This window comes from Acinetobacter sp. LF10 (assembly GCF_048585715.1).
In the GTDB taxonomy this organism is placed as follows: Bacteria; Pseudomonadota; Gammaproteobacteria; order Pseudomonadales; family Moraxellaceae; genus Acinetobacter.
In genome coordinates, this window is sequence record NZ_CP184160.1 from 2607383 (window position 1) to 2620982 (window position 13600).

Sequence of the window (13600 nt, forward strand, 5' to 3'; positions counted from 1 at the left end):
TAAACAATATAAATTTTAGAAAGTAACTTTTTAAATAATTTATGAATTTAACCATTTAAATTATTGAAGGAAAATATTTTATGCGGATTATAGTTACAGGTGGGGCTGGATTTATTGGTTCAAGTGTCATACGTCACATTATTAAAAATACAAATGATGAAGTTCTTAATATAGACAAACTTACATATGCGGGTAATCTAGAATCACTAAAAGAAATTGATCAGAATCCACGCTATCAATTTCAACAAGTTGATATTTGTGATGCTTCAAAACTAGAACAGATTTTTGAACAGTTTCAACCTGATGCAGTCATGCATTTAGCTGCCGAGTCACATGTTGACCGTTCTATAGATGGGCCAAGTACATTTATTCAAACCAATATTGTGGGCACATACACCTTATTAGAAGCAGCACGTAAATATTGGCAGCGATTAGACGAAATTAAAAAAGTAAATTTTCGCTTTCACCATATTTCAACAGATGAAGTTTATGGCGATTTGGATGGGACTACGGATTTATTTACTGAAGCAACTCCATACGCACCAAGCTCACCTTATTCAGCAAGTAAAGCCAGTTCAGATCACTTAGTTCGGGCTTGGCAGCGTACTTATGGCCTACCCACTATTGTAACAAATTGCTCTAATAATTATGGTCCATATCACTTTCCTGAGAAATTAATTCCTTTAGTGATTCTGAATGCCTTAGATAGTAAAGCACTCCCTATCTATGGAACTGGTAATCAAATCCGTGATTGGTTATTCGTTGAAGATCATGCAAGAGCCTTATATCAAGTTGTCACTCAAGGTTCGGTTGGAGAAACTTACAATATCGGTGGGCATAATGAAAAACAGAATATTGAAGTGGTGAAAACAATTTGCAGAATTCTGGATCAATTAAGACCACAAAATAATGCTCAACCTTATGAAAACTTAATTACTTTTGTAAAAGACCGTCCAGGACATGATTTACGTTATGCAATTGATGCCTCAAAAATAGAAAATGAACTTGGCTGGAAACCTTTAGAGACATTTGAAACAGGTATTCGTAAAACAATTGAATGGTATTTAAATAATTTAGAATGGTGTCGCCACGTTCAAGATGGCAGCTATCAACGTGAAAGATTAGGGGTAAATCTATAATGTCGACGAAAGGTATTATTCTTGCTGGCGGTTCAGGTACTCGTCTCTACCCAATTACCAAAGGCGTTTCTAAACAGTTACTCCCAATTTACGATAAACCGATGGTGTACTATCCACTTTCAGTATTAATGTTGGCAGGTATTCGTGAAGTTCTCATTATTAGTACACCTGATGATATTGACGGATTCAAACGCTTACTTGGTGAAGGTTCTCAATTAGGGATTGAACTGAGTTATGCAATTCAACCTAACCCAGATGGCCTCGCCCAAGCCTTCATTATTGGTGAACAATTTATTGGTAAAAGTAATGTATGCCTTGTTCTTGGCGACAATATTTTTTATGGTCAGGGCTTTACACCGATGTTACGTCAAGCAGTTGCTCGTCAAAAAGGTGCGACCGTCTTTGGATATCAAGTTAAAGACCCTGAACGTTTTGGTGTGGTTGAGTTTGATGAACAAAAACGTGCCGTTTCTCTGGAAGAAAAACCTAAACAGCCAAAATCACATTTTGCTGTAACTGGTCTATATTTCTATGATAATGATGTTGTGGAAATCGCAAAACAAGTTAAACCATCTGAACGTGGTGAATTAGAAATCACGACTGTGAATCAAATGTACTTAGAGCGCGGCGACTTAAATGTTGAGTTACTTGGTCGAGGTTTTGCTTGGCTCGACACAGGCACACATGAAAGCTTACTTGAAGCAGCACAATTTGTCGAAACCATTGAAAAACGTCAAGGCTATAAAGTGGCATGCCTTGAAGAGATTGCCTTTAATAATGGCTGGTTAAGCAAAGAACAAGTTCTACAAATCGGCCAAAGTATGAATAAAAATGATTATGGTCAATATTTGATTTCTTTGGTGAATGAAATATGAGCTTAAAGAAACTAATTGATTTACCAAACTTAGGTGATGAGCGTGGAGGGTTGGTTGCGATTGAAGCCAATCAGCACATCCCTTTTGATATTAAACGTATTTATTATATTTTTGCTGCATCTAAGGATAAGCCTAGAGGATTCCATGCACATAAAGATTTAAAACAGCTTGCAATTTGTCTGCATGGGCAATGCCGCTTCATTCTAGATGATGGGCACAATAAAGAAGAAGTTATACTCAACTCAGCAACGCAAGGCCTGATCATCGAAAGTATGACTTGGCGTGAAATGCATGACTTTTCAGAAGATTGTGTATTATTAGTGTTAGCAAGTGAACATTATGACGAAAGCGATTATATCCGAAGTTATGATGAATTTCTCAGCGTTATAAATCGTCCATTTATCCATCCTTTATCCGATGTACACAGCACCCACATCGGTCAGAATACACGAGTTTGGCAATATAGTGTGATTCTAAAAAATGCAGTGATTGGTGCTGGATGTAATATTTGTGCCCATACATTAATCGAGAATGATGTCCAAATCGGTGACAATGTCACCATAAAATCAGGTGTCTACATCTGGGATGGCATTACCCTAGAAGATAATGTGTTTATTGGTCCATGCGTCACTTTTACCAATGACAAAAAGCCACGATCTAAACAGTATCCTGAAAGTTTTGCCAAAACTATTGTGGAACAAGGTGCAAGTATTGGAGCAAATGCTACGATTCTACCTGGTGTTCGTATTGGAGCAAATGCATTAATTGGCGCTGGAGCTGTAGTGACTAAGGATGTTCCAGAAAATGCAATTATGGTCGGTAATCCAGCAAAACTTAAAGGTTATATTGAGCAATGATCCCTTTTCTTGATCTAAAAAATGTTAATCAACAATATCGTGAACAATTGATTGAGGCTTGTGCTCGGGTAGTCGACTCTGGCTGGTATATTGGCGGTAAAGAACTTGAAAAATTTGAGCTCAACTTCGCCAAATTTTGTGGTACGAAATACGCTATTGGCGTCGCGAATGGTTTAGATGCTCTTATTTTGACATTAAAAGCTTGGAAAGAGTTAGGTAAATTAAAAGCTGGTGATGAAGTTATTGTTCCTTCAAACACTTATATTGCCAGTATTTTAGCCATTAGCGCTAATCAGCTTAAACCTGTCCTTATTGAGCCTGATCCAGATACTTTTAATCTTGATCCTACAAAAATTGAAGCAGCTATCACAAATAAGACAAAAGTTATTTTACCAGTTCATCTATATGGTCAGCTTGCAGCAATGCCTGAAATTATGCAAATTGCAGATCAATATGATTTGTTAGTTTTAGAGGATTCTGCTCAAAGCCATGGTGCAGAAGTTAAAGGTAGAAAAGCTGGGAATTGGGGACATGCATCCGGATTTAGTTTTTATCCTGGTAAAAACCTTGGTGCATTAGGTGATGCTGGCGCAATAACAACGAATGATCTAGAGCTTGCCAATATGCTTAGAGCATTACGCAATTATGGTTCACATGAAAAATATAAAAATCTTGTACAAGGTGTAAATAGTCGTTTAGATGAAATTCAAGCCGCTATCTTGGATATTAAACTTAAATTTCTAGATCAAGAGACTTTACACCGTCGTAAGATTGCAGCACTTTATTTAGAAAGTATTAATAATTCTTTAATTCAACTTCCTAAAACGCAAATTAATGCTTTAGATGATAAGCAACATGTTTGGCATTTATTTGTGATTCGAACCGAACATCGTGAAGCTTTACAAAAGCACTTAACTGAACATGGTATACAAACTTTGATTCACTACCCTATTCCCCCACATAAGCAACAAGCTTATGAGGAATTGAACAACTCAAGCTTTCCAATTTCAGAAAAAATTCATTCTGAAGTATTGAGTCTACCTATGGGCCCCACCCTTAGCTTAACGGATGCTCAATTCATCATAGATGTCTGTAATGGATTTAAATTATCATGACATCAATGAATACCACGCCTTTAGTAACAATTGCTATTCCTTGTTATAACCATGAGCAATATGTTCAAGATAGTATCCAAAGTATTATTGATCAATCTTATTCAAACATTGAACTAATTATTATAGATGATGGTTCTAAAGATAACTCTGTATTAAAAATACAAGAATTAATTTCAATTTGTACAAATAGATTTAGTCGATTTGAATTTAGATATAGAGAGAATAAGGGGTTATGTAATACTCTAAATGAAGCATTAAAATGGGCAAATGGAGAATATTTTTGCACATTAGCTTCTGATGATATGATTCAACCTGAAAAAATTGAATTACAAATTCAGGCTTTGCATGAATATCCTGAAGCTATTGCTTGCTTTGGAGGTGTAAATATTATAGATAAACATAACAAGATTATAGACCAACGTGTCAGAAGTTTTAAAAAAACTTGCTTTAGTGAGATCTTTTTAAATCAGCATGATCTACCTGCTTCGTCGCAAATGATAGATACTGCAACTCTTCAAAAGGTAGGTGGATTTAATCCTCAAACAAAAATTGAAGATTGGGATCTATTATTACGTCTATCGAACTTGGACAAAGAAATTATCTACATCCCTTATCCGCTTGTAAATTATAGATCTCATGAAGAAAATATGAGTAAAAATCAAGATATGATGTATGAAGAAATGTTAAAAATCGCAATGCAATATCGAGATCATAAATTATATCCATCCGCTGTTTATACCATACAAAAAATAATAAAAATTAGGCCACTAAGAAAAGAAAGTACTATCAAATCATTAATGCTTCGTTGTAAATATTATTTGATTTATCTCCAAAATAGATATTTTTCAAAACAAAGTTAATCTATAGCAATATTCTTGACAATTTTTGCAGGTATACCTGCAAAAATTGTCAATGGCGACACATCTTTCACAACAATTGCGCGATTTGCAATGAGTGCACCTTGATCAATCATTACACCTTTCAGTATTTTCACATCAGATCCAATAAAACATCATCTCCAATTTCTACTGGTAAGCATTCATAATTCCCATTGGTTCTATTATTAATAGCCAAGCCATGAAAATCTGAGTCAGTGACGAAAAAATTAGTACGGTAATCCCCCCTAAAAATAAAAGGATTTAAAAGTAGAATTTTCTCTTAAGATACAAGCAGTAGTATTTCAAGCTTCTATACACGCCTCTCCATTAAGACAATATGGAGATGGAAAACGCCTAACTCTAGATTCTAAGCAAAATATCTCCAGTTCCGATAAATTGTGTAGCTTGTAATATTTCCCCCGTAAATTTCAATTTACGAATATTAGAAAATATTTTCTATAGAACTATATTCTTAATTTAGTATTGCAATACATAAATTTCATGAGATCACCTTAGTTCAAACTAAATATTATCTTTTAAATAATTATAAAAAGAGTTCTGGGGCGAATTAGCAATATATGTCATTTTATGAATATTAATTAGACTAAGAATTCTATTAAATTCAGTCTGATCATAAAAATTATTGGCTTTAGATTGTAATAAATGGGGCAAAGTATCGTCTAAAACTATAGATTGTTGATCTGAAAAATACTTATTTATTAAAACATCAAATAAAATTTGGAAGAAAAAGTAATGAGGAATATTATTTTGCGTTTTCCAAAAATTCAACAATAGATCTAAACATGTATGTATAACAATATTTCCTTTTTTCCCAACAATAAAACTATTTAGAACATTAATACGGTGATTAATATCCCAACCAAAGTAATCAGAATTATACTCAGACCAATAACGTTGATTTTTAGCTTCTGATGATCTTTGAAACATAAAAAAATCAGAATTAGCAATATTTTCTTTAATTGGAGACGTTAACATAATAGTTGCATCCAACCAAATACCCCCATAAACATCAAGTAATGCTAATCGAATTAAATCCGCAAAAAAAGCATGTTTAAATTCAGGGTTCTGTTTCTTTAAATATACAAAGTCAGGCAAATCCAAATAATCATTTATATTACTATCATCCAATCGGATAATTTTATAATCAGCACAGTATTTATCTACTGATTTAAAGCATAAATTAACAATTTCAGGTAGATGACCGTGATTAACACCTTGGGCCCAATATTGCCAAATTATTTTTTGATCCAGAAAGGCCTTCTTTGGTTTTAGTTGAAAATGCTCAACTTTATTATCTTGATACAGATTAATTATTTTCTCCCAAGCATCAGCCACTGATGCTTGTTTAGATCGGTCTGCTATCAGATTATATTTCTTTCTTAATTTTTTTGGGATGAATCCAAAGTACAAAATTCGCCAAGGCTTTTTATGCAACTTATAGATTAAACGAACAAAATCAGTCTCATAAGAAAAGAGATTTGATAAATTGTTTGAATCTAACTTTGTAGAATTTTGATTGTTTTGTGTTTGCATTTTCCCATTCTACCTGACTAATTTTATACTCACTCTCACCACGTAAATATGCATGTCCGCCAAATCGATAATGTGATTTGTCTAGGAATACTACTTTTGATGTTTTTTTCCAGTATTCATACTCACCACGACTAAAAATAGGTGGTAAAATTTTTACATCATCACGGTTTAATGCATATTTATTTAAATGACTTTCATCATGCCATAACGCAATAACGTCTTTCTCTAAATCAGATTTTATATTCTGATTTAATTTTTCACACATTTCTAAGTATGCTGATGTCCTTCCCCCATTAATCCCACCCATAAAATAATATTGACCTTGACCGTTTGGAATATAGGCTGAAGATTCAGGATTTCTATCATATGTAAATTTACGTTTGGATAAATGAAACATATGTGGCTGATGAGCAAATACTAACTTTTGATCTTCTCTTAATGGTAGTAGATCATCCGAAGTGATTTCAGATACTATTTCAGAATTTCCATTAAAGAAAAATACATAATCAAATGCTTCTAGCTGATCCTTAATCGACAAAAAAATATCAAAGCGCATTAATGTATCATAAGGCCAGCCTAATTTATTTTGCTGTATACAAGTAACATTACCTTTACTTTTACAAGCAATATCCTCTGAATTATCTGTAAAAACAAAATAATGCTTTAAACAGTTATTTAATAAATTTTTCTCAGCAGATTCATAGAAATATTTCCAAAAAACAGTGTATCGTCCAGTTGCGATGTATAAGACGGCTACAGTTTTTTGATTAATATCATTCATAATTATATTTCTCATTATTTAAACTTAATAGTTTTATAAGCAATAATGCTAAATAATTGCATATATATTCGATAAATTTCTAATTTTATTTTAGACCACCCTTTCTTTTTATTATTTTTCATTCTTTGTTGACGCTCATTATATAAATCACTAACCAAAGAGGTTTTGCTCTTTTCAGGATATAAAATCATTTCCTGAATACATAGCGCTGGATTCATTTGATAAATATTATTTTTTTTATTTAAAATATACTGATTAAACATCAATTGATCCAAAGGTATTAATTCAATAGATTGAATGTATTCTAAATATTCTTTTGCACCTTTTATAGAAAGTATATAACCAGCCGTACCTAAATTACAGCTTTTTAATTTAGATATAGACCGACTCCCCTTTTTCAATTGGATATATGGTTTCCCGATCAAAACACGCTCATTAAATGCTTCAATCTTTATTATATTCCAATCTGGATCAATCCAGTCATGACTATTCAAATAAAAACTTGCATCATCACCTAAATAGATATCATCTTCAAAAATTGCCATATAACTAATATTTTCATCGAGCATTTTTTGCCAAAGCGCAACGTGGCTCATAAAACATGCTAATTCAGTTTTCGCTAAAAATTTTTCATTTACATTTAATTTTAATTTATCAGCCATGGTTGCCGCTAAATCTGGCGTTAATGCGTTAAAAAATTGATATTCAACTTGATGATGACTAAATTGATTTTCAATATGCTGTCTTCGATCTGTGGCTGTTTTTAAACTTATGACATAATTTTTCATCGTAAAATAACCTAACAAATCTCCAGCATTATTGTAGATGCAGTGTATTCAATATCATTTGAGTATACAATGAATTCGTCCTACAATCACAAATATCTACAATCATATTGGCTATGAACTGTTCTGGAGAATGATCGTTGAAAGCACAAGATATTACACTTTGCCTTACTATTGGCCGACGCCCAGAACTATTACGTCAAACTCTCGAAAGCCTATTCAACCAGATTAGTTTTGAACATATTATTGCAATCAATGATTTTCGTGATGAGGAAACCAATCAAGTTTTTCGAGAACTATGTCCTACAGGGATACTGATTAATCTTGCAGAACAAGTTGGACATCACAAAGCCGTGGATGTAATGTATGCTCAAGTTAAGACGAACTACATTTTTCATTGTGAAGATGATTGGCTATTTGATCAACCTATTCAAATTGAAGAATATATAAATATTTTAAAAAATGACTCTTCAGCAACCTCTATTGTATTAAGAAAGTTATCTGACTTTTCTTTTACAGAGGAAGAATTTAATAAGATCCAATTTATTCAAAATAGTGATATAACTACTGCAAAACTTACTAAACTGCATGATCAATGGCACGGTTTCACTTTTAACCCCCATATTTCACCGATTACTATGTGGAAAGCAACACAAGGATTTAAAAACTTTAAAAAAGAACGACATATTTCACGTTGGTTCCGAAAAAGAAACCAATATAATCTTTTCTTAAAAAATGGTGTGTGTCACCATATTGGCTGGGAAAATAGCTTAGCGAATCCACCTAAAATAACATGGTGGCAAAAAACTAAAGCAAAAATTTTTGGTTAATCAAATCGCTTAGGTTCAACCTTAATTTCTCTTTTGACAGCACCTTTACACATAAATAAGAGATAATAATAGCCCAAAATAATTTGAGCTATTATTCTTCTGTATTTAAATTGAATTTTTTCTATTACAGATAATTCAAAAGAAACTGTATTTTTAACTTGCCCGATAATTGAATGCATATCGTCCATCGGCTTGACACCATAAATTTCACATTTATCGCTCTGAAGTAAAACTGCTGGCTCAATTTGATAAGCTTCTAATGATCTACAACTATAAATAAACTCATCAGCTAAACCAACTGCTCTCTTTTCCATGAAATCTAGAAGTTTTTTTGCACCACTTGGGTACAGAATATATCCCCCTGTTCCACTTCTATCTTGATATAAACTAAATAATCGAAAATGATCATCAGTTAAATCAAATGTAGCAGATTTTGCAATTAACTTTTTACGTCCATGCACCTCTAAATTTATAAAATCGATATTTTCCAAATTAGTTACTACATTAATAATTTGTTTAAATTCTCGTACTAAAACAGCATCGTCCTCTAAAACAACACAAGGTTCATTTAATGTAACAACGTACTCCCATGCTTTTTTGTGACTCAAAAAACAAGCTAACTCAGATTGTTTCATTGGTCTTTGACCATTGAAAGCTAATTTTTGATAATCACCTTTGCTAAAATCAGCAATTGAAACTGCAGGTAAACGCTCAAATACAACTTTTAATTTATCAAATTGTTCATTTTGCTGCTGTAAACGATCTTTGGAACCATCTAAATTGATCATTAAAACTTTCATTTTTAATACCCTAATTCATTTCTCTAAAAGTTTTTTACATGCATTCCATTTATTCATCCACATCCGTTTCTGGCGAGGAAAAAAACGATCTGCACGTAAACTCTTTTGCTGATTTATTAAGGTTCCAGCATCAATATCACTCTCCGAACCATTTTGTAGTACTAATGCAGGGTAAACTGATAAGCCTTTACCATTTTTACTTAGCCATGCTTGTAACTCTACATCAATGGGCATAAAAATAGGCTGATCATTAATCTTTTCTAAAAAATCCTGTGCACCTTTTCTTGACCAAATTAATCCTATAGCTAATATTGGAAAATAATAAGCATTTAATAGCTCATAGTTACCGAATTCAGCAATTTTAGATGTTAGTTTTTTCTTTTTTGCACCTAGGTTAATAACATTCCAATCTGTATATTTATTATTTTCCAGCCATTTTATAATTTCTATAACTTTTTGATTAAAATCCTCATTTAATCTTAAATCATCTTCTAAAATGACACCATAATCTGAACCAGACAATAAAAAATTTTCAATTGCTTTTTTATGACTTAAATAACAACCTATTTCAGCACCTATTAAATCTCTTCCAGTAAAAATATGAGATCTTTTACTATCATAATTTGAATATGAGGAAAGTTCGAGTTTACGTCCATCAACAGCTGAAATACGAGTATAATTAATTTTTTGTTTACTCAATTCTGTATCTGCTTTATCTAAACGTTCTACACTTGAATCCAAATTAATTAAATAAAAAGAAATTTTCACGATTTGACCTAATATATTAATAAATGTACAGATTATCTAATTACTGCCAAGCATCTTTAATCCAGTCAGAGGGCAATACATAACGATACCATTTACCACCACCACCATTTACGGCATCGGGCGGATTAATTTCGCCATGGAAAATAATAATTTTTGCACCTTTCGGTTTTACTGGCGGCTTCACATATGCTAATGGAATCTTTTGTAAACAATGATATTTATAACTTTTACACCAATCTTCGTTCCAATAACTCAAAGTTCCATGTGCATCAACGAACCATGATAAATAAGCTTGCTCATTACGAAACTTTTGACGAATCTCATCAAAATGCTCACGGAAATACGGTAAAATTTCAGGAAAACTACCTAATTTAAACCGATAAACAGAACTATTGCCCGTGATACGCCAAGGTCGCTTCCAATCATGAATAATTAAAAACTCGCCTTTCTCTTGAAAAAAGCAGTCAATATTATCCACAATCACAACATCAAGGTCTAAGAATAAAGCATTACCTTTTAAACCATATAAATCTGGTTCAAAAGTGGAAAGTTTGTTCCAACCACGTTCTGGGCTACCCGCAGGCAAATCCAAAGGCGGTATCGGAAAGCACTGCACATTTGGATCAATACCCTCGCTACGATCTGTCAAACAAACCATTTTAAAGGGTAAAGTCAGATGACGTTTGACCATGTTATAGAGACGATTAACATATTCTGGACCGTACTTCGTTCCCCATTTCATGCACAAAATAATATTGTCTTCATGAGTTGCTGAATCTTGTTGAATGTCTGCCATCTGATAACCTTAATGCCTTAGATATTATTTTCGCGTTGCGATTTTCGTACCAAGCGTTTTAAAACAATATGCACTGAATATTGGGCTATCTTAGCATAGGCATTATCAAAAAAATTATTATTAATTCACCAAACCAGGAGGATTGTTTATAGTTTTGTTTAACAATTACAGCTCTAATTTATTCCAAATAAATCTCGTGTATATATTTTTTCCATGACATCACTAAACATCGGTACCATACGATTGACAATAATCAAATCAGAGATTGCTTTAAATTTTTGTAGACTCGACACCAAAGGATGACCGAGGTACGCTTTTGCACCCAATGTTGGTTCATAGATCACGATTTGGATTCCCGCATCAGCCAAACCACTCAGCACATCATGTACAGCAGATTCTCTAAAATTATCTGAGTCGGCTTTCATGGTCAGTCGATAAATACCAACACAAGTGACATTCCGACTCAGAATATCTTCAATAATCGCTTGCTTACGAGTCTGGTTAGAACGGATAATTGCCGAAATCAACTCTTGTGGTGTGTCATGATAATTGGCTAAAAGCTGCTTGGTATCTTTTGGCAAACAATAACCGCCATAACCAAAGGATGGATTGTTATAGTGATCACCAATACGTTGATCTAATCCTACCCCTTTAATTATATCTAAAGCACTCAACTTATTTTTTAGACAATAGGTATCCAACTCATTAAAAAAAGCCACTCGCATCGCCAAATAAGTATTTGAAAACAGCTTAATTGCTTCTGCTTCCGTTGAGTCAACACATAACAGTACCGCATCTTTTTTTATGGTTGCTTTCAAGTAAAGCTTGGCAATTTTCTCAGCTCTCTTTGACTTTTCCCCTACAATAATCCGTGACGGATATAAATTATCTTGTAAAGCTTGCCCCTCTCTTAGAAATTCAGGAGAAAAAATCAGATTTTTTAACGCAAGTTTTTTAGAAAGTTCCTTGGTATAGCCGACTGGAACTGTAGATTTGATCAGCATCAACGCTTTAGGATTTATTTTTTGAATATCATGAATAACGGTTTCAATACTCGATGTATCGAAGTAATTTGTTTCAGGGTTGTAGTTGGTGGGTGTTGCGATAATGACCAATTTAGCATATTGATACGCCTGTTCTTGATCACAAGTCGCTTCAAGATTAGATTCAGATAAATAGCTTTGAATACAGGTATCACTCATCGGGGATACGCGCTGATTAATGTTCTTTACGCGTGTTTTATCAATATCGAAGACCATCACATCATGTTGTTTTGAAAATAATAAAGCATTGGATAAGCCGACATAACCTGCACCTACGACAGTAATTTTCATTGCTTCTCTATTGTTTTAATTGCACTTAAAGTTCACCGTAATCAAGTTCAATGAAAGATTGATGATGATTTAGTTGCAATCTATTGACAGCTCAGCAATAAAAAAGCGAAGCCTGAGCTTCGCTTAATTGATCTGGTTTGATCTTATTTTACGTAAGTCAACCAATGTGCATATTTATCGTTACGACCTTGTACTGCATCAAAGAAGGTTTTTTGAATAACAGTGGTAATCGGGCCACGTGAACCACAACCGATTTCACGATCATCATATTCACGAATTGGCGTTACTTCCGCAGCAGTACCGGTAAAGAATGCTTCATCAGCGATGTAAAACTCATCACGTGTGATACGACGCTCAACAACTTCATAACCAAGGTCTTTAGCAATGGTAATTACGGTTTGACGGGTAATCCCTTCTAACGCACCGCCTGCCAAGTCAGGTGTATGCAAAACACCATCTTTGATTAAGAATACGTTTTCGCCTGCACCTTGACAAACAAAGCCTTGAGGGTCAAGTAACATTGCTTCGTCATAACCTGAACGCGCAACTTCTTGGTGTGCCAAAATCGATACGGTATAGTTACCACATGCTTTTGCTTTACACATCGTCACGTTTGGATGGTGGTGCGTAAATGATGATGTTTTAACACGAATACCACGTGCCATCGCTTCTTCACCAAGGTATGCACCCCATGACCAAGCCGCTACAGCAGCATGGATGGTATTGTCTGTTGCAGCAATTCCTAGTTTCTCAGAGCCAATCCAAATGAGAGGACGCAAATAAGCTGATACCAATTTATTTTCACGCACGACATCAATTTGTGCCTGCTCTAAAGTCGCTTGATCAAATGGTACATTCATTTGATAAATTTTTGCTGAATTTAATAAGCGTTTAGTGTGGTCTTGCAAACGGAAGATTGCTGTACCATTTGGGGTTTCATAAGCACGGACGCCTTCAAAAACACCCATACTGTAATGTAATGTGTGTGTTAAGACGTGAATTTTTGCATCACGCCAATCAACTAATTTTCCATCTTGCCAAATAAAACCATCACGATCAGCCAAATTCATGGCACATACTCCAAATTT

Annotated in this window: 15 protein-coding genes; 6 read left to right on the plus strand and 9 right to left on the minus strand. The window is 33.7% G+C overall.

All coding sequences use genetic code 11. The annotated features are described in order from the left end of the window. The first annotated feature begins 80 nt into the window (after window positions 1-80). From rfbB to ACN19N_RS12555, 5 genes are read left to right on the plus strand one after another with little or no spacing between them, the layout of a single operon-like run. Window positions 81-1139, plus strand: coding sequence for a dTDP-glucose 4,6-dehydratase (rfbB, locus tag ACN19N_RS12535; RefSeq protein WP_420001458.1), 1059 nt, complete (start codon window positions 81-83; stop codon window positions 1137-1139). Then, complete coding sequence (gene rfbA / locus ACN19N_RS12540; protein ID WP_420001459.1) at window positions 1139-2014, plus strand: glucose-1-phosphate thymidylyltransferase RfbA; 876 nt, start codon at window positions 1139-1141, stop codon at window positions 2012-2014. Before rfbB ends, rfbA begins: the two co-directional genes overlap by 1 nt. Next, the gene (locus ACN19N_RS12545; protein ID WP_420001460.1) at window positions 2011-2871 is read left to right on the plus strand and encodes a WxcM-like domain-containing protein; all 861 of its coding nucleotides are present in this window, start codon (window positions 2011-2013) and stop codon (window positions 2869-2871) included. Before rfbA ends, ACN19N_RS12545 begins: the two co-directional genes overlap by 4 nt. After that, entirely contained in the window at window positions 2868-3986 is a 1119-nt protein-coding gene (locus tag ACN19N_RS12550; RefSeq protein ID WP_420001461.1) for a DegT/DnrJ/EryC1/StrS family aminotransferase, read from the plus strand. The genes ACN19N_RS12545 and ACN19N_RS12550 overlap by 4 nt, the downstream gene beginning before the upstream one ends. Then, a complete protein-coding gene (locus ACN19N_RS12555; protein WP_420001462.1) occupies window positions 3983-4846 on the plus strand; it encodes a glycosyltransferase family 2 protein in 864 nt (287 codons plus the stop codon). The genes ACN19N_RS12550 and ACN19N_RS12555 overlap by 4 nt, the downstream gene beginning before the upstream one ends. Here ACN19N_RS12555 and ACN19N_RS12560 read toward each other — a convergent pair. The 4 genes from ACN19N_RS12560 to ACN19N_RS12575 form a co-directional block, all read right to left on the minus strand. Further along, window positions 4843-4980 (minus strand): hypothetical protein, encoded by a 138-nt coding sequence (locus ACN19N_RS12560; RefSeq protein ID WP_420001463.1) that lies wholly within the window; start codon window positions 4978-4980, stop codon window positions 4843-4845. The two genes, ACN19N_RS12555 and ACN19N_RS12560, sit on opposite strands and share 4 nt — an antisense overlap. 406 nt (window positions 4981-5386) lie before the next feature. Further along, window positions 5387-6418, minus strand: coding sequence for a capsular polysaccharide synthesis protein (locus ACN19N_RS12565; RefSeq protein WP_420001464.1), 1032 nt, complete (start codon window positions 6416-6418; stop codon window positions 5387-5389). Next, window positions 6348-7199, minus strand: a complete 852-nt coding sequence (locus ACN19N_RS12570; protein WP_420001465.1) for a family 6 glucosyltransferase — start codon at window positions 7197-7199, stop codon at window positions 6348-6350. The genes ACN19N_RS12565 and ACN19N_RS12570 overlap by 71 nt, the downstream gene beginning before the upstream one ends. Window positions 7200-7213: 14 nt before the next feature. Then, window positions 7214-7987, minus strand: coding sequence for a glycosyltransferase family 25 protein (locus ACN19N_RS12575; protein WP_293745369.1), 774 nt, complete (start codon window positions 7985-7987; stop codon window positions 7214-7216). A 137-nt stretch (window positions 7988-8124) separates the two neighbouring features. On the opposite strand from ACN19N_RS12575, the gene ACN19N_RS12580 reads away from it, so the two are divergent. Continuing rightward, window positions 8125-8814, plus strand: a complete 690-nt coding sequence (locus ACN19N_RS12580) for a glycosyltransferase (RefSeq protein WP_269238463.1) — start codon at window positions 8125-8127, stop codon at window positions 8812-8814. Here the strand turns inward: ACN19N_RS12580 and ACN19N_RS12585 are convergent. The 5 genes from ACN19N_RS12585 to ACN19N_RS12605 form a co-directional block, all read right to left on the minus strand. Then, window positions 8811-9614, minus strand: a complete 804-nt coding sequence (locus ACN19N_RS12585) for a glycosyltransferase family 25 protein (RefSeq protein WP_269238464.1) — start codon at window positions 9612-9614, stop codon at window positions 8811-8813. The genes ACN19N_RS12580 and ACN19N_RS12585 overlap by 4 nt on opposite strands. A gap of 15 nt (window positions 9615-9629) precedes the next feature. Continuing rightward, window positions 9630-10382 (minus strand): glycosyltransferase family 25 protein, encoded by a 753-nt coding sequence (locus tag ACN19N_RS12590; RefSeq protein ID WP_293745371.1) that lies wholly within the window; start codon window positions 10380-10382, stop codon window positions 9630-9632. A gap of 40 nt (window positions 10383-10422) precedes the next feature. Further along, the gene (locus ACN19N_RS12595; protein ID WP_269228718.1) at window positions 10423-11178 is read right to left on the minus strand and encodes a glycosyltransferase; all 756 of its coding nucleotides are present in this window, start codon (window positions 11176-11178) and stop codon (window positions 10423-10425) included. 173 nt (window positions 11179-11351) lie between these two features. Then, on the minus strand, window positions 11352-12512 hold the full coding sequence (locus tag ACN19N_RS12600) for a nucleotide sugar dehydrogenase (RefSeq protein WP_420001466.1): 1161 nt from the start codon (window positions 12510-12512) through the stop codon (window positions 11352-11354). Window positions 12513-12655: 143 nt separating this feature from the next. After that, complete coding sequence (locus ACN19N_RS12605) at window positions 12656-13582, minus strand: branched-chain amino acid transaminase (RefSeq protein WP_004664837.1); 927 nt, start codon at window positions 13580-13582, stop codon at window positions 12656-12658. Between the last annotated feature and the right edge of the window lie 18 nt (window positions 13583-13600).